General features: G+C 65.3%; 14 protein-coding genes. 5 read left to right on the top strand and 9 right to left on the bottom strand.

The features are described 5' to 3' along the window. Window positions 1–1,480 precede the first annotated feature (1,480 nt). The 4 genes from rsmG (at window position 1,481) to CH296_RS09620 (ending at window position 5,276) form a co-directional block, all read left to right on the top strand. Window positions 1,481–2,158, top strand: coding sequence for a 16S rRNA (guanine(527)-N(7))-methyltransferase RsmG (rsmG, locus tag CH296_RS09635; RefSeq protein WP_094629016.1), 678 nt, complete (start codon window positions 1,481–1,483; stop codon window positions 2,156–2,158). An 81-nt stretch (window positions 2,159–2,239) separates the two neighbouring features. Further along, entirely contained in the window at window positions 2,240–3,250 is a 1,011-nt protein-coding gene (locus tag CH296_RS09630) for a ParA family protein (protein ID WP_032396980.1), read from the top strand. A 4-nt stretch (window positions 3,251–3,254) separates the two neighbouring features. Further along, entirely contained in the window at window positions 3,255–4,331 is a 1,077-nt protein-coding gene (locus CH296_RS09625; protein WP_094684581.1) for a ParB/RepB/Spo0J family partition protein, read from the top strand. Window positions 4,332–4,595: 264 nt separating this feature from the next. Then, entirely contained in the window at window positions 4,596–5,276 is a 681-nt protein-coding gene (locus CH296_RS09620) for a hypothetical protein (protein ID WP_032396978.1), read from the top strand. A 34-nt stretch (window positions 5,277–5,310) separates the two neighbouring features. On the opposite strand, the gene CH296_RS09615 is transcribed toward CH296_RS09620, so the two are convergent. The 8 genes from CH296_RS09615 to CH296_RS09580 form a co-directional block, all read right to left on the bottom strand. Further along, window positions 5,311–6,504: an N-acetylmuramoyl-L-alanine amidase gene (locus CH296_RS09615; RefSeq protein WP_032396977.1), complete on the bottom strand. Its 1,194-nt coding sequence runs from the start codon at window positions 6,502–6,504 to the stop codon at window positions 5,311–5,313. 136 nt (window positions 6,505–6,640) lie between these two features. After that, window positions 6,641–6,973, bottom strand: coding sequence for a thioredoxin (gene trxA, locus CH296_RS09610; protein ID WP_008711582.1), 333 nt, complete (start codon window positions 6,971–6,973; stop codon window positions 6,641–6,643). A 34-nt stretch (window positions 6,974–7,007) separates the two neighbouring features. Further along, entirely contained in the window at window positions 7,008–7,997 is a 990-nt protein-coding gene (trxB, locus tag CH296_RS09605) for a thioredoxin-disulfide reductase (RefSeq protein WP_032397344.1), read from the bottom strand. A 126-nt stretch (window positions 7,998–8,123) separates the two neighbouring features. Beyond that, the gene (locus tag CH296_RS09600) at window positions 8,124–8,852 is read right to left on the bottom strand and encodes a hypothetical protein (protein WP_094684580.1); all 729 of its coding nucleotides are present in this window, start codon (window positions 8,850–8,852) and stop codon (window positions 8,124–8,126) included. 59 nt (window positions 8,853–8,911) lie between these two features. Further along, window positions 8,912–9,493 (bottom strand): RNA polymerase sigma factor SigM, encoded by a 582-nt coding sequence (sigM, locus tag CH296_RS09595; protein ID WP_032396975.1) that lies wholly within the window; start codon window positions 9,491–9,493, stop codon window positions 8,912–8,914. A 99-nt stretch (window positions 9,494–9,592) separates the two neighbouring features. Beyond that, window positions 9,593–13,744 (bottom strand): lipid II flippase MurJ, encoded by a 4,152-nt coding sequence (locus CH296_RS09590; RefSeq protein WP_179277681.1) that lies wholly within the window; start codon window positions 13,742–13,744, stop codon window positions 9,593–9,595. After that, window positions 13,741–16,146, bottom strand: a complete 2,406-nt coding sequence (locus CH296_RS09585) for a glycoprotein (RefSeq protein WP_094684602.1) — start codon at window positions 16,144–16,146, stop codon at window positions 13,741–13,743. The genes CH296_RS09590 and CH296_RS09585 overlap by 4 nt, the downstream gene beginning before the upstream one ends. 2 nt (window positions 16,147–16,148) lie before the next feature. Next, a complete protein-coding gene (locus tag CH296_RS09580) occupies window positions 16,149–16,709 on the bottom strand; it encodes an NUDIX hydrolase (protein WP_032396972.1) in 561 nt (186 codons plus the stop codon). Between the two features lie 101 nt (window positions 16,710–16,810). Here CH296_RS09580 and CH296_RS09575 point away from each other — a divergent pair, with 101 nt between their 5' ends. Continuing rightward, complete coding sequence (locus tag CH296_RS09575; RefSeq protein WP_094684579.1) at window positions 16,811–18,277, top strand: CCA tRNA nucleotidyltransferase; 1,467 nt, start codon at window positions 16,811–16,813, stop codon at window positions 18,275–18,277. A gap of 51 nt (window positions 18,278–18,328) precedes the next feature. Here CH296_RS09575 and CH296_RS09570 read toward each other — a convergent pair whose 3' ends face one another. Beyond that, window positions 18,329–19,825: a DUF4185 domain-containing protein gene (locus tag CH296_RS09570; RefSeq protein WP_094684578.1), complete on the bottom strand. Its 1,497-nt coding sequence runs from the start codon at window positions 19,823–19,825 to the stop codon at window positions 18,329–18,331. Window positions 19,826–19,883 lie beyond the last annotated feature (58 nt).

Raw genomic sequence — 19,883 nt, 5'->3', positions numbered from 1 at the left:
CGGACGCTGGTTCTAGGCACCGCGCACACTGGGCCGTCGTGACGTTCGTTCTCTGATGAAGTTGAGACATTTCGACTGCTATTCGAGACGGTCCGGAGCCGGGGCGGTTTCACGTGAAACAGTCCGATGCCAGTTGGGTGTCCGGATCGAGTTCGGCGCAGCAGTGAAACTGAGTTCGAGACACTCAGCGAAGAAATAGCGACGGGCATCGATCGCGCAGGGTGTGTGCCGACGATCCGGCCGAGGGCATATACGTGGGACAGGACATCCGGCCGTCGCTGTCGGATTCGATGTTGGCAAAGATCGGCGTTGACGGGATTCGGAGATAGACAACAGCGGGCCCGGGCTCATGAACGATCTTTCCGACGACGATGCGACTCACCCCGGACAGTCGCGCACCGATCGTTGTGAAGGTCGAGAGAATCGGTCGATTGCTGTAGCCGCGGCGGGAACTCCAGCGCGGGACGAAGTGCCCGTACCGCGAATCCGACGATGAGGCGACACTCGCGGCGTTGTGATCTTCGAAAGGTTGCCCGTCGAAATCTCCGCGGACTCGATTCGGGACATGAGCGCGGGCCGACGATGGGCTCGGGACAGTTGCACGGGAGCACTCGTCCAGCGATCGACTGTGTACGACTGCTGACCCATCCGGCTGATCCACATGCAGTGTGGGTGCGTCTGGAGTTCGGGTGCAGCGGCTGGGTGCTCGAGTCGATCGCGATGTGATCGAGATCGAAACTGTGGACTTTCCCCCGTCCGTGCCCGGCGTCGAGATCGAGGATCTCCGGAACCGGTATTGCGGCCAAGAAAGCTCTGCGGTGTGCATCGGCTACCCGCGGTCGTTCTGCTACGACCCTCTGCGCGGGGCTGAGCAACGGTGGATCGGTTTCACGTGAAACATCGATCGTTCTCAAGGATCCGTGTCGTCAAGGGGTAGCGCCACCGACTGTGATCGTTCGCCGACGGGATGAACCGTCCCGCGGTATCGGTACGGCGGTGTTGGTGTGGATCGCACCGTGCCCATTCGGTTGGATTCTCAAGGCTGCTGCCAGGTGCTGACGAAACGATCGATTTGGTCGGCTCTTCTCCCATCGGCCTGTTGCTCCGTCGACGAACGCGTGACCTATCGAGTCGGTGCGCGGTAGGCGAATGACTGCCAACCGTGGGAGGAGAAGTTTCACGTGAAACATGATGTGGGGCCGGGAGACCTCGAGTCGTCGACAGGACCGAGTCCGTCGGGGATGGATAGGTCGGCCTGATTCTGATTGGGGCTGGAGATCATTGATTCGAGCGCACGGGCGGATCGGTTTGCTCGGACGGACCTGGCCGAAAACCGGCTGGCTCGCCAATCGTGACTTGCTACGGCTCGGTCCGAAGGGAGCCCGCACGGCGCCCGTGGTGTCGCCAATTCCGGTGCGAAAGTCGCAATCCGCCGAGTTACAGCGATGTCGTTTGGCGTTCCGCGCTCGGGCACGGGAAGATGTTTCACGTGGAACAAGAAGGCTCGGACAGCAACCAAGTGATGGCCGTGGCAGAGCAGATCTTCGGTGACCGGCTCGAGTTGGCACGGAGGTATCACGACTCGTTGGCAACGGCAGGCGTCGAACGAGGACTCATCGGACCGCGTGAAGTTCCACGGCTCTGGGAGCGACACATCCTCAATTGTGCGGCGATCGGTGAGCTCATCGATGAAGGCGAGACCGTCGTGGACATCGGCAGCGGCGCGGGCTTGCCCGGGATCCCGCTGGCGATCGCGCGACCCGATCTGCGAGTGACACTCGTCGAGCCCCTCCTCCGGCGGACCGTGTATCTCGCCGAGTTCATCGAGGAACACGATCTGAACATCTTGGTCGTGCGCGGCCGCGCGGAGCAGCCCGGCGTCAAGAAGGAAGCCGGCGGCGCCGACGTGGTGACGTCGAGGGCGGTGGCACCTTTGGAAAAGCTTGCAAAGTGGTCGCTGCCGCTCGTTCACGAGCACGGTCGAATGCTGGCTCTGAAGGGTTCGAGCGCCGCTGAAGAGATCGAACGTGACCGGGCTTCCCTCGCTCGGATGGGTGCTGGCAAGCTGGAGGTAGTGGAGTGCGGAGTGGGGCTGTTGCCCACTCCCACCATTGTCGTCAGAGCGGTGCGTGAGCCGCGGAGACTGAGTCGTCACTGAAGTCGATTGCGGGCTCACACGCCGCGCGCTCGACCCGATCGATCGTATTGAACACAGTCAGTTCCGCACTAAGGAGCACATATGTCGGGTGGGTCCGATCCCGCTGTTTCACGTGAAACAGCGCCCAAGAAGAACGCCTCGAGCAACTCGGAAAACAAGTCGGGGGTGACGGCCGGCTCAGGGTTCGAGTACACCAACGCGATCTCACCGAACGACACCCCCATCGGTGCCGCGGCACATCGAGCCAGCCAGGTTCTGCATCCCGGATCGGTGTCGCTGCCGAAGCCGGCGAAGCGACGCATGCTGACCATTGCCAACCAGAAGGGTGGCGTCGGGAAGACGACGACCGCCGTGAACCTGGCTGCCGCGCTCGCGCTCCAAGGCCTGACGGTTCTCGTGGTCGATCTGGACCCTCAGGGCAACGCCAGCACCGCGTTGGGCGTCGAGCACCACTCGGGTGTGCCGTCGAGCTACGAGGTCCTCATCGGTGAGGTGAGCGCCAAGGACGCCGTGCAGAAGAGTCCGCACAGCGACCGGTTGTTCTGCATCCCGGCAACCATCGACCTCGCCGGAGCCGAGATCGAGTTGGTGTCGATGGTCGCTCGCGAAGGGCGCCTCAAGACGGCGCTGTCCGTGGAGGAGCTCGCCGGCATCGACGCGGACTTCATCCTGATCGACTGCCCGCCGTCGCTCGGTCTGCTGACTGTCAACGCGCTCGTGGCCGCGACCGAGGTACTGATTCCCATCCAGTGCGAGTACTACGCGCTCGAAGGCGTGGGTCAGCTCCTCCGCAACATCGAGCTGGTGCAGTCTCATCTGAATCCCGAACTGCACGTCTCGACCGTCATCCTGACGATGTACGACGGCCGCACCAAGTTGGCGGACCAGGTAGCAGAAGAAGTACGCAAGCATTTCGGGGACGCCGTCTTGCGCGCCGTCATCCCCCGCAGCGTGAAGGTATCCGAGGCTCCCGGGTACGGCATGACGGTGTTGGATTACGACCCCGGTTCGCGAGGTGCGATGAGCTACCTGGACGCCGGACGAGAGCTCGCTGCCCGATCGGCCGGCATCGACGAAGCACGAAAGAAGTAACCAGATGAGTTCGACACGTAAGGGTGGTCTGGGTCGCGGCCTGGCCTCACTGATCCCCACCGGACCTGACGCCGGACCACGCCTCGGTAACGCCGCGGCAGACGTGATCATCGGCGCGGATCGCAACGCCAAGGACCGTCCCGATACGTCCACCAAGCCGAAGCGAACCGCACCCGCCGACGATCTCACCGCGACAGCCACGGCGCCCACTCCGACACCACCGGTGCTGAGCGGAGACGACCTCTCCCCCGTCGGTGCCGTCTATCGCGAGATCGCACCGGACCGAATCGAAGCCAACCCGAAGCAACCGAGGCACGTCTTCGACGACGAATCGTTGGCCGAACTGGTTCACTCGATCCGTGAATTCGGACTCATGCAGCCCATCGTGGTCCGCCTCGTATCGGGTTCCGCTGGTGCCGGTGACGCAAAATATCAGCTCGTCATGGGCGAGCGTCGGTGGCGTGCAAGCCAGGAAGCCGGCCTCGAGTCGATCCCCGCGATCGTTCGGGAGACCGCCGACGATGCGATGTTGCGGGATGCATTGCTCGAGAACATCCACCGGGTACAGCTCAATCCGCTCGAAGAAGCGGCCGCGTACCAACAGTTGCTCGAGGAATTCGACGTCACGCACGAGGAACTGGCTGCGAAAATCGGTCGATCACGTCCGGTCGTCACCAACATGATTCGTCTGTTGAAGCTGCCGATTCCCGTACAACGACGAGTGGCGGCCGGAGTTCTCTCGGCCGGACACGCCCGCGCCTTGTTGTCCTTGGACGCGGGTTCCGATGCGCAGGAGTCGTTGGCTGCGCGAATCGTCGCCGAGGGTCTCTCCGTACGCGCGACGGAAGAGGCCGTCACTCTCGCCAATCGGGAGGACGGAAAGAGCCCGGATCCGGCACCTCGACGCAAGCCGATTCAGATGCCGGGCCTCCAGGACGTCGCCGATCGGCTCTCGGATTCGTTCGATACTCGGGTGACGGTCAGCCTCGGCAAGCGGAAAGGCAAGATCGTGGTCGAATTCGGTTCGGTAGACGACCTTCAGAGGATCGTCGAGATGATGGAAGCACAGAAGAAAAAGTAGTGGCGAATTTTCAGGACCAGTCATACGCGGGCGAAACGTCACTGTGACGTAGCTCGATCGGAGGCGGTCACGAATGTTCGCAAAATGGTCGAAAGATATTGTCATACAACGCATTTGAATGATTCGCTCCGCTCGACGGGTTCGACGATGGAATGGCGGGGGTGACGCCTGCGGAACAACCCATGTGACATCCTTGTCGAGGAGCGGATCGACTCCGACGGAGAATTCTCGCGTTGAACGAGTGCACGAAGGCTGAGGTAAGCGGTGTCGGCGATGGTGACCGGAGTGACGCTCGGTTCGTTCGAGCACTTGCCGACGCATTCGCGGCGGTGCAGCTTCTGGGTACTCGATCCCGCGTCGGAGAGTTCGTCGGTCGATCTCGAATTCGAGAACGAAGTATGGCTGTCGACCATCATGCTCGAGTGGGGATCGTGTGGGCAGTTGCTGTCCATCGATGGCAGGACGATCGGCTGCGCGCTCTACTGCCCACCCCGAGCAGTTCCACGGGCGGCGACGTTCCCGACTTCGCCCGTCAGCCACGATGCGGTCCTACTGACCCAACTCCGCATCGATTCGCCCGACGATGCGGATCTGCATTCGGCGACCCTGATCCAGGCAGTCGTGGGTGATCTGGTCAATCGTGGCGTCCGCGCTCTGGAAGCGTTCGGCATTCGACGCAACGCCGACGATGCTGCGCCGGTGGTTCCCAACGCCACCGCACAACTGACGTGTTCGGCATCGACGTGCATGATCGAAGCGGATTTCCTCGAGAAGGTCGGGTTCGAGGTCATCGCTCCCCACCACAGATTCCCGAGACTACGGCTCGAGCTCGATCGTGATCACGGGTGGAAGCAGGACGTCGAATCCGCACTCGAGCAGCTACTGATCGCGGCGAGTATCTCCGTCGTCGACATCGAGCAGAAGTCGACCGTCGGGGCGCGCTGAGTACTGACCGATCGACACGTTGGTACGCGGTCGGTCAGGGGCGATCGGAGGCTGCGAGTTCTTCGGCGAGCAACTCCGCGAAGGTGAACGTTCCGGTCGGCTGATCGTCCTGCCCGAGTAGATACAGACGTTTGACGGCGATCAGAATTGCTTCGGCGATGATGTCGCGAAACTTCGGGTCGCTGAGCACTTCGACATCGGATTCGTTGGTGAGGTAGCCGAGGTCGATCTGGATGGTCGGCATGTTGGTCAGACGCAACAGATCCCACGTGCGGCCGTGGCTACGGCAGTCCAGAAGCGGTGTGCGAGCGACGATTTCACGCTGCACGTAGCTGGTCAGTACCTGGCCGATCATCGAGGTGGATCCGTGCGAGTTACCGAAGTGGAAGCTTGCGACACCGTTGGCCATGGGGCTGGTGCTCGATGCGCAGCGCAACGAGATCATCAGATCGGCACCCCAGGCATTTGCGGTCTCGGCGCGGTCGGCAACCGAAGGATTGGTTCCGCGCGCACGGGAGAGGAACGTCTCCATGCCGGTCGCGGCCATGCGGCCCTCGAGCCGACTGGCCAGATCCCACAGAATCTCCGATTCGGAGACTCGGCCGAACGCTCCGTCGACGATGTGTCCGGTGTCTGCTCCGCCGAGATCGGGGTCGATGACGATGCGCTTGCCGGTCAACTGCGGGCCGGACTTACGAACGAGTTCTTCCTCGCTCATGGCGTGAGGGGATCCACCGGTGACACGAGTTCCGAGAAGGTCCAGAGAGCGCAGAGTCGCAGGCCCACAGATGCCGTCGGGGGACAGCCCGATCTCGCGCTGGAACGAGGACAGACCCTCGTGTGTGCGCGGACCGAAGAAGCCGTCGACGCGTTCGCTGTAGAAGCCGAGATCCTGAAGTCTGGTTTGCAACGAGGCGACGTCGTCGCCGTACAGCGGAGCTGACAGCTGATAGATGAGGGTTCGAGCGCCGAGGCGATACGACGCCTCTTTCAACGCGCGATACGTGGCCGGGCCCACCACGCCGTCGACCAGCAGGCCGCGGTGTTGTTGGAAGGCGCGCACGGCACCTCCGAGGGCACCGTCGAACACGGATCCGGGAGCGGTCCAGTGGCCGTCGGCCATCGGACCTGGGGGAACGACTGCTTCGTGGAGAAAGCCGAGTGCCGACAGGGTGCCGCGGACCTCGGCGACGGCGGGTCCGGAATCGCCGTGACTGAGTTCCTGCATCCTCGACAAAGCCTCTCGATCGTTCCGACGGCACTCGCACCTCGCGGCCGATGTGCCGATGCCGAAGCATCGGCACATCAGATGATTGTCGCAGAAAGACTGGCTTCCGCTGCAATCCACACGGTGTGCGGGTGAGTCAGATAACGCCTTCGAGGTCCTTGAGCAGCGCGGCCTTGCCCTTTGCGCCGACAATTTGCTTGACCGGCTTACCGCCCTGGAAGAGGATCAGCGTCGGAATCGACATGACCTTGAAGTCGCGGGCGGCCTGTGGGTTGGCGTCGATGTCGAGCTTGGCGATGGTGAGCTTGTCCTTGTGCTCGGCCGCGATCTCCTCGAGAACCGGGGCGACCATCTTGCACGGGCCGCACCAGGTGGCCCAGAAGTCGACCAGGACGGGCTTCTCACTGGTCAGAACATCGTCGACGAACGATGCGTCGGTGATGGTGACAGTGCTCTTGTCGTCGGACATATCTATCTCCTCGATATTGGAAGCTCAGTGCCTGTCAGGCGTTGACGGCGTCGACCGGTTGGTCGGCGTGTTCGAGTGTGTTGGTGGTGATATCGCCCTGCTCGGCCAACCAACGCTCGGCGTCGATCGACGCGGTGCAGCCCGTACCCGCAGCGGTGATGGCCTGCTGGTACACGTGATCGACGAGGTCTCCGGCAGCGAACACGCCTTCGACGGACGTGGCCGAAGTGGGCGACGCGACCTTGACGTAGCCGGCGTCGTCGAGCTCGACCTGGCCCTTGACCAATTCGTTGCGGGGATCGTGACCGATCGCCACGAACATTCCGGTCACGTCCAGGGTGGTCTTCTCGCCGGTGTCGGCGTGTTCGAGCGACAGTCCGGTCACGCTCGTGTCGCCGAGGACCTCGAGCACCTTGGTGTCGGTGAGGAAGCGGATCTTGTCGTTGTTCTTGGCGCGCTCGAGCATGATGCGCGACGCCCGGAACTCGCTGCGGCGGTGCACGATGGTGACACTGCGTGCGAAGCGGGTGAGGAAGGTCGCTTCCTCCATGGCCGAGTCGCCACCACCGATGACGGCGATGTCCTGATCGCGGAAGAAGAAGCCGTCACAGGTGGCGCAGGCGCTCACACCGCGTCCGAGCAGCTTCTCCTCGCCCGGGATGGACAGGTAGCGGGCTGCTGCGCCCATCGCGAGGATGATCGCGCGAGCCCGGTAGGTCTCGCCGCCGGCAGAGACGGTCTTGATCGGGCCGGTCAGGTCGAGCTCCTCGACATCCTCGGTTCGGATGTCGGCACCGAATCGCTGCGCTTGCTCGCGCATCTGTTCCATCAGATCGGGGCCCATGATGCCCTCGCGGAACCCGGGGAAATTCTCGACCTCGGTCGTGGTCATCAGCGCACCACCGAACTGCGTTCCCTCGAACAGGATCGGTTCCAGTTCCGCGCGTGCGGCGTAGACGCCGGCGGTGTAACCGGCCGGTCCCGAGCCGACGATGATGAGATCGTGAACCTTGGGGGTACTCAATGCAGACCTTCCGATCTTGTGCGGCGTGTACGTGTCGTCGACAAGCGAGTGCTCAGCGCACACGGCTCTCGACGTACATCTGGTCAACACCACCCTAGAGGCAGTTGTTCCCCGGTGAGAGATCCGTCAGCCGATATCGCGACGCGTGAGCACGTCGGGGTTGGCGGTGCCGCAGTCGTTGCCCACCGCGAGGGCGATGAACTGTGAGGGCTGTGCTCCGGCGAGGACGAGCAGGGTTCCGTCTCGGCCGTCGACGCGCACTCGACTCGAACCGAGAACGGTGGTGGCCGGATCCACATCGTTGGACCGAAGGCAGGCAGCAAGATCGGCCGGATCGGCGAGTGCTCCGGGATCGCGCTTGCCGATGATGCTGAAGGCGAAACCGGAATCGAGGTCGGCGGAATCGAGCACCAGAGACGAATCCGGAGCCTGCGACGGGTCGGCGGCGATCGATTCGGGTTCGTTCGGGGTGTACAACAGTGCCACGACGGCAACCGACCCGGCCACCAGAAGTGCTGCGGCAGCGGCAGTTCCGAGGACGACACGTCGTCCTCGGGGACGGAGCGGAACGACGACCTCCGGCGCGGATGCCGATCGCTCGACCGTCTGGACAGTGCGGTCGATCTGCCGGGCGACGTCGGGCGGGATCGACAACGTTCCGGTGGGGTCCTCGCCCATCTCGTGGAGTCGAGCCGAGACGGCGTCGAGACCGGCGAGGATCCGCATCGAATCCTCGTCGAGACGAACCAGTGGCCACAGTCGTCTGCTGACGTCCTCGGGAAGTGCATCCGCATGCAGATCGGCGAGCAGTTCCGGCGAGAACGGGGCTTGTGGAGCGTCGGTGCTCGACGACACGTTCCTGCCTCCCTCCGCCGAATCTGCTTTCCCTCTCACACGGTATAGACGCGAGAGGGTCAGATTCGGTTCCCTGCATCTTTCAGATACGCGAGCTGTGTCGAGAGCTTGAGCCGGCCGCGGGCGCATCGACTCTTGACGGTACCGGTGGGAACACCGAGCAACACGGCAGCGTCGGCCACCGAATAGCCCTCCATGTCCACGATGACGACGGCTGCGCGTTGGTCGGGTGGCAACGTCATCAGAGCCTGTCGAACGAGAATGCTCGTCTCCGTCTCGGAGATCCGGTCCCTGGGCGAAACGGGCTCGTGACTTTCGTTCTCGCTCAACGGAACCGACGGCCGAGCCTTGTTTCTTCGGATGCGGTCCAGGCAGGCATTGACGACGATCTTGTGTAACCAACTTCGCACCGCGGCGTCGGCGCGAAACGACCCGGCCGTGCGGTGAGCGGAGAGCAGTGCCTCCTGCAGAGCATCGGAGGCGTCCTCGGGCGTGTAGCTGGTGCGTCGAGCCGTCAGCCACAGATGTTCGTGATGTCGGTAGATCAGCGTGGCGAAGGCATTCGGCTCCCCGGCCGCATGGGCAGCAAGAAGCTCCGCATCCGTGCGCTCCCCTGGCGCCGAATCGAAACGTTCGGTCATACGAAAACGGCTCCCCCCGTGTTAACGCATTGGGGGGAGCCTAAGCCATCGAGACCGCGAAGTACGAAACAAGTCGGTATCGGCTACCGAAAGCCCGATCTAGGAGTCGAAACCGATCCCGGAGATCGAGGTGGCGATGCGGCCGCCCTGCTCGCCGAGTCGGGTGATCCAGACGAGCACGTTCCCGGTCGGCTCCGCGTCGCTCAGGGCGATATCGGTGCGGCCGTTCTGCAGTGTGGCTTCACCGAGGAGCGTGGTGTCGCTGAGACTGGGCGAGCCGTTCGGGGCCGACCGGATCTCGACGACAGTTCCGGGAGATGTCGACTCGATCCACGCGTTCTGCAGCGTCGAGGACGGAATGGACACGAGTAGTCCGACGCCGTTCTTGAGGGCCGGGAACTGCTGGAAGTACGAGTCGGTCGTCCACGCTGTGCTGGGGTCGTTGTCGATCGCGTTGGACGCGGTGCTGGGGTTGTCGGCGGAACCCTGAGGTGAGAACACGCTGACGTCCTCCATCGCCACGGGTCCACCGGTCTCGGCCGGCGGCGCAGCGGCCGCATCGCCCGCCGGTGGCGCCGTGGCAGGAGTGGTGAGACCGAAGTCCTGGGTGTCGAGCGGAGTGTCGGTGTCGTTGCCGGCAATCGAGGTGAACAGCCAGAAGCCGGCGAATGCGAGAACCACCACCGTCAGGGCACCGAGCACCGCGATGGCGATGTTGGTGCGCATCGACTTGGCCTTCTCGGCAGCGATCTCCTCGGGATCGGCGAGCGAATGCCCACTGGCACCTGGCGCTCGTTGGCCCAATCGCAGCGCCGGCATCAGATCCGTCTTGTCGTTGACCACTGCTGCTTGATCGAGAACGTGCTGCACGGTGGCAGCGGTCCTGATGCCGCTGTTCTGTTCCAATGCCCGCACGGCGACGGCGGAGATCTCGAACGGAACGTCCGGACGAACCTGCCTCGGCTCGAGCGGGGCACCCTTGTCGTCACGGTCGGCCGGACGCATGCCACCGACGCTGCGTGCCGGAGATGCATCACCGGACACGACGGCATCGCCGGTGGTGTCGGACAGCGGCCACTTGGCGGTGATCAGGGCGTAGAGCATCGCGCCGAGTCCGCGGACGTCCGAACTCGGGTCGGCGTCGGCCAGTGTCGCGGGGAATGCGAGGACGGCGTTGCCGCTCGAGCTGATACGCACCCGATCGGGGTGGTCGATCGACAGGGCACCTCCGCTGCGGTGCGCTGCCTCGGCCGCTGCGGCGAGGACCTTGATCGCACGCGCAGCGCCGGTCGGTGAGGGCACGGTGTCGGCCATCTCACGCAGTGAGCGGCCGGGAGTCCACTCCGCAACGACGATGCCGCCGGAGCTCCCTCGCACCACGTCGAGCACGCGGGCGAGGCCGGGCGAATTGATCCGTCCCAGACGCAGCGTGCGCGAGAGAATCGCCTGCGGTCCCTGCGTGCGGTCGTCGGTCGAGGCGGTCGATTGCTGATCGGCGTCGACGAACGTCAAGGCAACCTCGCGATCGAGCTTGACGTCGTGTGCCTGCCAGAACTTGAGTCCACGTGCTCCGCCGTGCGGTGCCAGCAGTCGGTAGCGGCCACCGGCAACGGAGGCACCGGGAATGAGCGTCGGGCCGCGAAGCGTGCGCTCGGGAGCGCCCGCCGGGGCTGCTGCAGTGGCACCCTCGTCGGTGCTGTCCGAGTCGGAGGCGTCGGGTGTGGCCGGTGCCGCTTCGGTCTTCTCGGAATCCGCATCCGCCGTGGAATCAGCGTCGGCCGCAGGCTTCGACTCCCGTGTGGCCTTCGTGTCGCTGTCGGCTTCGACCGGGAGATCGGCCTTCGAGATGGAGATGGTCTTGTCGGTCGGACGCGCCGCGAGAGCGGCCTTGGAGATGGAGACCGTCTTGTCGGCTGCCTTCTCGGCGTCCGGCTCGGGAGCTGCGGCCGACTTATTCGCTTCGGGTGCAGCCTTCGGCTCGGCCGGTGTCTCGGCCGGCTTCGGTGTCTCGGCGGGCTTCGCACTCTTCGATGGCGAGGCAGCGTCGGCCTTCACGGGTTCGGTGCGGTCCTGGGTGTCGACCTCGACGCCGCCGCCGCTCGTTCGGTCGGCTTCGCTTGCTGGAGATTGTGCCGGCCCCCCAGCAACTTCGTCGTCGGTCACTGTCACTCCTTCAGGCGAATATGCCCCGTGTTGTCCTGCAAAAGGTCGACCTGCGTTGGCTTCTGCCCCCGGGTGCCGATGACCAGGGTACGGGAGCCGATCCCGCGCAGTGTCCCATGTGGGCTCGGTTCGAATAACCGGAATCACGCCGGTTTCTGCGGCGGCCGGATCGGTGTCCGTCCGAGCGGTTGTGCCGCGGAATTTCCGAACGACGCGGCTCAGGGCCACGGTGACTGCCAGGACTTCGGGAATCTTGCCGAACCAGAGTATCGAGAAGGTGATGCCGAGCATGATGACGGCGTCGATCGCGACGCGGACGAAGTTGCCGATCCAGCCGTTCGTCATGGCGTCGAGACCCAGGATCCGGTCGATCGCGAGCATGGCCGCACCGCCGGCCAGTGAGGCGATGAGGACCAGCCAGACCGTCTTGCCGACGTTGGCCATCCGCAGGCGGCCCAGGCTCTTGTGTAGCAGGTATCCGCCGATGATCGCGCCGACCGTGTACCCGAGGCCGGTCGCTGCGCCGAGGAGCAGCACCACCTGATCCGGGTCGGACGCGACGATCGGGGCGAGCAGAGACAGTCCGATCTTGACGGCGGTGATGCCGAGGATGATCCACGTCGGCGTCCAGGCCTTCTCGCGGGCGTAGAACACGCGGAGATGGATCAGGACGAGGGCGTACGGGATGAGGGAGAACGCCGACCAGCTCACGGCCTCGCCGAGTCGGGGTGCGACATCGGCGAACCGGCCGAAGCCGTACAGCGCCTCGCCCACCCACGGGCCCGCGAAGGTCAGGAACACCACGATGGGCACCAGCGCGACCATCGTCAGGCGGGTGGCGACCGAGAGGTCGTCGACGACGGACGGGGTGTCACCGTTGGCGGCGTTGCGGCTGAGTCTGGGCATGATGGCCGTCAGAACCGTCACGCCGAGGATGCCGTAAGGCAGCTGCAGGACGATCCAGGCCTGCGAGTAGATCACGTTGCTCGCGTCGTCGGTGCCCGACGCGATCCTGGTGGCCACGATCAGCCCGATCTGGCTGATGACGACGTAGAGCACGATCGCGGCGGCCATCGCGCCGAACTTCTTCAGGCGCTCGTCGAATCCCCAGAGCGGGCGCAGGTCGATGCGTTCACGGCGCAGTGCCGGGATCAGCGCGACGACCTGGGTGATGACACCGGCAGTGACTCCGAGGCCGAGAACGAGGAGTTTGGGGTTGCCCATCTCGACCGGGTTCACGCTGATCTCGCCCGGCATGAAGAAGTACAGCGCGAAGACGCCGAGCACGATCAGGTTGTTGTACACCGGTGCCCAGGCCCCGGGCTTGAAGTTCTGCCGGGTGTTGAGCACCGCCGTGAGCAGGCCGGACAATCCGTAGAACATCAGCGCGGGCAACACCAGGTAGGTGAACGCGATGGTCAGGTCTTCGTTGACCTTCGGATCGCCGTCGAGCATCAGCCGCGCCAGCAGCGGGGCCGCGATCGTTGCGGCCAGCGCCACGGTTCCGAGCAGCGCCACCGCGATGGTGAACAGCCGTCGAACGAATGCTCGCCCGCCGTCGGCGTCCTCCTGCTCGGCGCGGACCAACACCGGAACGACGATCGCTCCGAGCACCGCACCGAGGACCAGCTCGGAGATCATGTTCGGCAGGATCGTCGAGACGGTGAACGCACTGGCCAGCGCTGGGCCGAGGGTGGCCGTCATGGCGACCTGCTTGGCGAATCCGGTGATGCGGCTGACCAGGGTCGCCACCGCGATCGAACCCGACGCAGCCAGCAGTGACTTCTGCGGTTTCGGCTCGGGTTGCGGTGCCGAGTCGGACCCCTTCGGCGGAAGATCTGTCGGCGGGACCGTTCCGGAGGGTGCCTGCGGGTAATCCTCCTCGCGGAAGCGCGGGATGAGTTGGGTGACGGTGTCGTCGGCGGCGGGCTGCCCGTCGAGCGGCGGCGGTGCCGGGTACGAGCGCAGCTCCGGCCGCGCTTGCCGTTCCCAGGGCGCGGACCGCGGTGGCGTCGTTCGTCGGAACACCTGCGACGCGGGCAGGCGTGACCGCGGCAGGTCGCCGTCGTACGGGACGTTGCCAGTCATGGTCTCTCGTACCCTTCGTCGGCCGGGTCTGGTTGACCTCTGAATCGATGCCAGAGGCGTCGACCTGCAAGTAACAGTAGGAGAGCTCCGGCGCAGGCGGTAATTATCGCCAGTGCCTGGCCGTATGCGTTCGATCGCACGGACACCGTAGACACTTCGCCGAGCCGGGAGCCGTCGAGTGTGGTGACGGAGAAGTCGACGGACAGGTTGCGCGTGTCGTCGACCTCGGCCGGGACGGTGATGGTCCGTGATCCCCGGGCCGGAAGTTGGGTGACGCCGACGTCACTGATCGTCATCTCCGGTGGTGCGTCGACCTGGAGCAGCACGTTGACCGGGACGGGGAGGTCGTTGCGGGCGACGAGCAGCAGCGGGCTCTGTTCCGAGGCGAGGGTGTAGACGCCGCCGGGGGCCAGCACGGTCACCGATCCGTAGATGGTGTCCAGTCCGATGCGGATTGCCGCGAGTCGGTCGCGCGCCATGGTGCCGGTTCGTTCGCTGGCGGCGCTCGCGCGACCTGCCGTCGACAGCGCGCGGAGCATGTCCTCGCGCAGCGGAGCGGTGTACAGGCGTGGAGTCAGCGCCGACTGCGGATCCTCGACGAGCGATTGCATCAGGGTGTCGACTCGGGCGCTCTGCGATCGCACCAGGTCGATGGTGCCGGCATCGAGTTCGGTGGCCGCGTCGATGCCGGTCACCGGAGTTCCGGTCGTGGGCTCGGTGAGCAACTCGGCCAGAGGCCGCGGCGTCGCCAGTCCGGACCGCAGCAGCGAGGACACCGTCGACAGAATCGCCGACGGTTCGTCTCCGCCCGCGGTCCAGTACTGCGGGGGCGCGACGGTGACGGTGCGTCCGGGCCGATCGGCACCGACGAGGGCGTGGAAGTTGACGGCTCCGAGCGCGTCCTGCAGGCGTGCGGTGCGCGAGTCCGTGGCGAGATCGAAGCGTTGCTCGGAGGGAGTGAGGGCAGGCGTGGACGGCGAGGCTCCGACCCCGGCCAATGCCGCTGCGGTGGCGGCGTCGTAGTGGGTGGCGGCCAGCGGTTGGGTCGGCTCGGTTCCGGTCGATGCACTGTCGGTCGTCGCCAGCAGGGAGGTCGGTGCCGAAGTCGGCGGGCTGATGCTGTTGTCGGCGACCAGGACGGTTCCGGTGCCCGCCGCACGCAGGGCGTCGGCGGTGTTCGCGTCGACCCCACCGGTGGTGCTCCAGGTGAAGCCGCGTGTCGAGGTGATGCCGAGGATGCCGTCGACGATGTCGGCCGGGGCGCTGACGGCACTGCTGAGCAGCGTGGGATCGCCGATGTCGGCCACCGCCCCCAGATCGGTCTGGGCGAACGGCATTGCCGTCACGCAGGTGCTCGATGCGATCGTTTCCAGTCGGGACAGCCACTGAGCTGCGGCTGCGCTTCCGGTGCCCTCGCGGGTCGTGCCGACAGGATCGGCCGGGTTGTCGACGACGAGGTAACCGCGGGTCATGTTCGAGACGGTGACGAGCAGGTCGGGGTCGAGGCCGATACACAGGCTCGACGCCAGTCGGCCGTCGGGATCGAGGCCGGGTTGTGTCGCGAACTCGACCGCCTTGAGGAGGGTGTCGAGTCGGCCGCCGGTGGCCAGCTCGCCGGCGAGTTCGTCGTCGATCAGCCGAACGCGCTCGTCGACCGAACCGGGCATCCCGGCAGCGAGACGTGGAATGTCGGCCAGCGGCCACAGGACCGTCATGGCGACGGGGTTGCGGGTGTTGGGAGGCAGTGGCATCGCGTCGGGAGCGGTGGGGTCCATCTCACCGGGGTTGCGGGGCAGTCCGACGACCGGGAGCAGAAAGCGGGCGTCGTCGAGTCGTGCGGTTCCGCCGTATTCGGGAGTGCCGTTGACGTTGAGCAGAAGCGGATAGACGCCAGGGGCCTCGATTCCCAGGGAGGGTTCGGTGGTGCTGCGCAGCTGCATCGACATGTCGAACTGGCGGCTCTCGTCCTTCTCCAGGGACTCGGCCACGGTGACGAAATCGCCGACACGCTCGAAGCGGTCCTGGTCGAGGGTCAGCGAGGTCCGCAGTCCGGCCGTGGTGTCGACGGCATCCGCGGCCTGCATCCGGACACTGACGTCGTCGACGCGGCGGTCCCCGGTGTTCTTCACGGTGGCGCGCACCGTCACGAACGGATCGCTGCTGGTGGTGACGGTGGAGGGGGCGACGGTTTCGATACTCAGCGTCAGGAAGGGGTTGCCGTCCTGCGTCATCGGGGTGTCCGGAACGGCGCTGGTGGTACCGCTCGTATCGCCGACGGACGAGTCGGGTTGGGCTCCGGCGTCGGGAAGTTGTGCCGGGATCAGTGCCGCGGTGCCGACCGACGGTGCCACCGCGAGAACGAACGTGGTCAATGCGGCGGCAGCGACCTTCCGGGCCCGCACGATCACTTCCCGCCGGGGATGGGTGCGCCCGAGTTGCCGCTGCTCATGTCGTCGATCAGGCGGGTGGCGATGGCGGCGAGTTTGCGTTCGTCGGCGTAGGCGAGCCTGGACGGTAGTTCGGTCAGCGGAACCCACGCGACCTCGGTCACTTCGAGGTCCTCGTCCGAGAGTTCGCCGCCCAGGAATCGGAGCAGGTAGTGGTGGACGGTCTTGTGGACGCGTCGGCCCTCGGTGACGAACCAGTAGTCGATGCTGCCCAGCGAGGCCAGGACGGTACCGCGGATGCCGGTTTCCTCGGCGACCTCGCGCATGGCGGTCTGTTCGGCCGTTTCGCCCTGCTCGATGTGTCCCTTGGGCAGGGACCAGAGGAGGCGTCCGCGACGGTCGGTGCGGCCGATCAGGGCGGCGCAGCGTTTGGCGGGCGGCCCGTCGAGGCCGTCGACCACCAGGCCTCCTGCCGAGGTTTCGCGGACGGTCCTCAGCTTGGGTGCTTCGGTGTCGGCGCGTGCCTGACGCCGCCGCGGGTTGCGGCGGCTCCTGTTCGCACGTTCGGCAGCAGACACCCAATCCATACTAGTTGCCTGTGCGCACTCTTCTACCGTGCCGCACCGCGCGGTGAAGGCCGGGACAATCGTTGGTCTCGGCGCAAGTAGGCTCTTCCACCGTGGCCGATCAGTCCCTGTCCTCCGTTTCCGCCGAGCACACCGATGCCCGCCGGGAGAGGTTGCTGGCGGGAGCTGCTGTGACGTTGCGCGAACTCGCTCCGGTGTTGACTCCGCTCGGTACCTTGTTCGCCGCAGCCGGGCACGAGCTGTACCTCGTGGGCGGCACGGTGCGCGACGCAGTTCTCGGACGACTCGGAACCGATCTGGATTTCACCACCGACGCCAGGCCCGAGGACGTTCAGGCCTTGCTCTCGGGCTGGGCGGACCATCAGTGGGACACCGGCATCGCGTTCGGGACGATCAGTGCGGCCAAGGACGGCCAGACGATCGAGATCACCACCTATCGCACCGACTCCTACGATCAGGTCTCCCGTAATCCCGAGGTGCAGTACGGCAACAGCCTCGAAGAGGATCTCGTGCGCCGCGATTTCACGGTCAACGCCATGGCTGTGCGTCTCGGAGCCGACGGCGCCCAGGAATTCGTCGATCCGCTCGGCGGGATGGATGCGCTGCTCGAGGGCGTTCTCGATACCCCGTCGGCACCGGAGGTCTCGTTCGGCGACGATCCGTTGCGGATGCTGCGGGCCGCGCGGTTCGTCTCCCAGCTGGGCTTCTCGCTGATGCCTCGTGTGCACCGAGCCATCGAGAACATGGCGGATCAGATCGATCGCATCACCGCCGAGCGAATCCAGGTGGAGCTGGACAAGCTGATCCTCGGTGCGCACCCGATCGACGGCATCGACGTGATGTGCGAGACGGGTCTGGCGCAGCGCATCCTTCCCGAGGTGCCCAACATGAAGCTCGAGATCGACGAGCACCACCAGCACAAGGACGTGTACTCGCACTCGTTGACCGTGCTGAAGCAGGCGATCGACCTGGAGGACGGCGATCCGGATCTCGTATTGCGTTGGGCTGCACTGCTGCACGACATCGGCAAGCCCGACACCAAACGCAACGAGCCGGGCGGCGGAGTCAGCTTCCACCACCACGAGGTCGTGGGTGCCAAGCTGGTGCGAAAGCGTATGCGCGCGTTGAAGTATTCGAAGAAGATGATCGAGGACGTCTCGCATCTGGTGTTCCTGCATCTGCGGTTCCACGGCTACGGCAAGGGTCAGTGGACCGACTCTGCCGTCCGCCGCTACGCCACCGATGCCGGCGAGCTACTTCCCAAGCTGCACAAGCTGGTTCGCGCGGATTCGACGACGAGAAACAAGCGACGAGCTGCGGCGCTCCAGGCCACCTACGACGACCTGGAAGAACGCATCGCCCGTATCGCCGAGCAGGAGGACCTGGCTCGGGTGCGGCCCGATCTCGACGGCAACGCGATCATGGAGCTGCTGAACATCCCGGCCGGACCCGATGTGGGCAAGGCCTGGAAGTACCTGAAAGAACTGCGCCTGGATCGGGGACCGCTCTCTCGCGAGGAGGCCGAGGCCGCGTTGCTCGAGTGGTGGCCCACCCACTAGGCGCGTCCCGCGCACGTGCGCGAAAGTTCGTAGCCCACTACGAATTTCCGCTCACGACGAGCGCAGCTCGGCTTTGACCAGATAGACGTTGTAGCTGTCCCACTCCGAGACGGTGAAGTACAGCTCGTCCGCCGTCGACCACGGGTGAACGAAGCCGCCATAGGTCTTCGGGTACTCGGCGGTGTCGATCAGGGTCGCCGGCGCGGTCCACTGCCCCTGCGGCGAATTCGCCTCGCGCAGAACGATATCGCCGCGCAGTGGATCGAGATACGTCATCCGCCAGAGGTCCCGGGCCTCGTCGTGATGGACCGACAGTTCCCCGGCCATACCGTCGGCGATGGGGGTGGCCTCGTTCGAGCCGACGGGAGCCCAGGTGCCGTTCACCCAGTACTGGTAGGCCGTCTTGTTCAGCACGTCCGCCTTCGGGACGCGCGCGAGCCCCACCTGTCCGACGCGACCGTTGACGGTGCCGAACATGTACACGTACTCCCCCGCCGGGACCATCGTCGACACCTGGAACTTCGAGAAGCCGAAGACGTTGTCCCACTTGGCATGCTCGTCCTTGACCCAGGTTGACCCGTTGTCGTCCGAGTAGGCGATACCGCCGTAGTTGGTCCACCACATGCCGGGGATCGTGCTCCAGCGTCGAATGGACATGTAGGACATGTACTGTCGATCGTCGATCGCGAACCCGGAGGTGGGGATGACCGTGGTCTCCCAGTTCTCGATCTTGCGCGAGGGCAGCAGTTCGGCTGCGTGGCAACGCGAGTCCTGCACCATCGAGTCCAGGGTCATGCCGTCGGACAGGTCGGTGTCGGTGCTGTGTCCCAGTGCGTTGGATCGCCAGTCGTCGCCGCCGACGACGCCGAATTCCCACCCTTTGCCGAACGAATCGCCGAATGCCACTGCGATCTCGCCGGGCTTGCTCTCCCACATGATGCCGAGATCGGTGCCGTCGACCTGCCAGCGCTTGTCGGTGCGGTTCTCCGATCCCGGTCCGGTCACCTGCGAGACGACCTCGACGTGTCCGACGGCAGGTGCCGCGGGTGGCATCGTCGTGGGTCCGGGCTCTGCTGGGGTGACGGCAGGAGCGGGCGGCGGGGTTCCCGGGGTTCCGCCGGGACCGGGGATCGGGATGGGAATGGTTTCGGGTTGCGGGTCGATCTCGATGCGGGGGAACGGCAGATGGTCTGCGGAGCCCGATGCCGGTGAATCGGTGTCGTCGGTGAGATCGGGGCACGGGTCCGCACACGGGTCGGTCAGCACATCGGCCTGTACGCGGGTGTTGTTCGGGGCCGGGTCGGGCACCGGCACGAGTTCGATCGACGGGTGCGGCACGGGGATCACCACGCGGTCCGGCAACGGCGGCAACTGCGGTGGATTGCCGGGTCCGATGGGTTCGGGCGGGTAATCCTTGGGGTCGAAACCGGTTTCCCCACAGGAGTTCACCGGCGGAGGCGGGGCCGCGAACGCCGGCGGCGCAGCAAGGACGGCCGTACCAGCGGCAACCGCGAGTATGCAGCCGAGCGATGTCGTACGGCCCTGCATGTGTTGCCCCCGTGATCTCCGACGATACTCATCGGTCCGGTACGAGAAGATACACCAC

The organism is Rhodococcus sp. 14-2496-1d, assembly GCF_002259365.1.
Taxonomy (GTDB): Bacteria; Actinomycetota; Actinomycetes; order Mycobacteriales; family Mycobacteriaceae; genus Rhodococcoides.
The sequence above is the reverse complement of the archived record's forward strand: the minus strand, read 5'-3'. Positions and strand labels throughout refer to the sequence as shown.

What these genes read in the sequence shown, in the direction of transcription:
- rsmG (WP_094629016.1), top strand. Translation starts at nt 1,481, where the DNA reads ATGTTTCACGTGGAACAAGAAGGCTCGGACAGCAACCAAGTGATGGCC.
- CH296_RS09630 (WP_032396980.1), top strand. Translation starts at nt 2,240, where the DNA reads ATGTCGGGTGGGTCCGATCCCGCTGTTTCACGTGAAACAGCGCCCAAG.
- CH296_RS09625 (WP_094684581.1), top strand. Translation starts at nt 3,255, where the DNA reads ATGAGTTCGACACGTAAGGGTGGTCTGGGTCGCGGCCTGGCCTCACTG.
- CH296_RS09615 (WP_032396977.1), bottom strand. Translation starts at nt 6,504, where the DNA reads ATGCAGGAACTCAGTCACGGCGATTCCGGACCCGCCGTCGCCGAGGTC.
- trxA (WP_008711582.1), bottom strand. Translation starts at nt 6,973, where the DNA reads ATGTCCGACGACAAGAGCACTGTCACCATCACCGACGCATCGTTCGTC.
- sigM (WP_032396975.1), bottom strand. Translation starts at nt 9,493, where the DNA reads ATGACCGAACGTTTCGATTCGGCGCCAGGGGAGCGCACGGATGCGGAG.
- CH296_RS09590 (WP_179277681.1), bottom strand. Translation starts at nt 13,744, where the DNA reads ATGACTGGCAACGTCCCGTACGACGGCGACCTGCCGCGGTCACGCCTG.
- CH296_RS09570 (WP_094684578.1), bottom strand. Translation starts at nt 19,825, where the DNA reads ATGCAGGGCCGTACGACATCGCTCGGCTGCATACTCGCGGTTGCCGCT.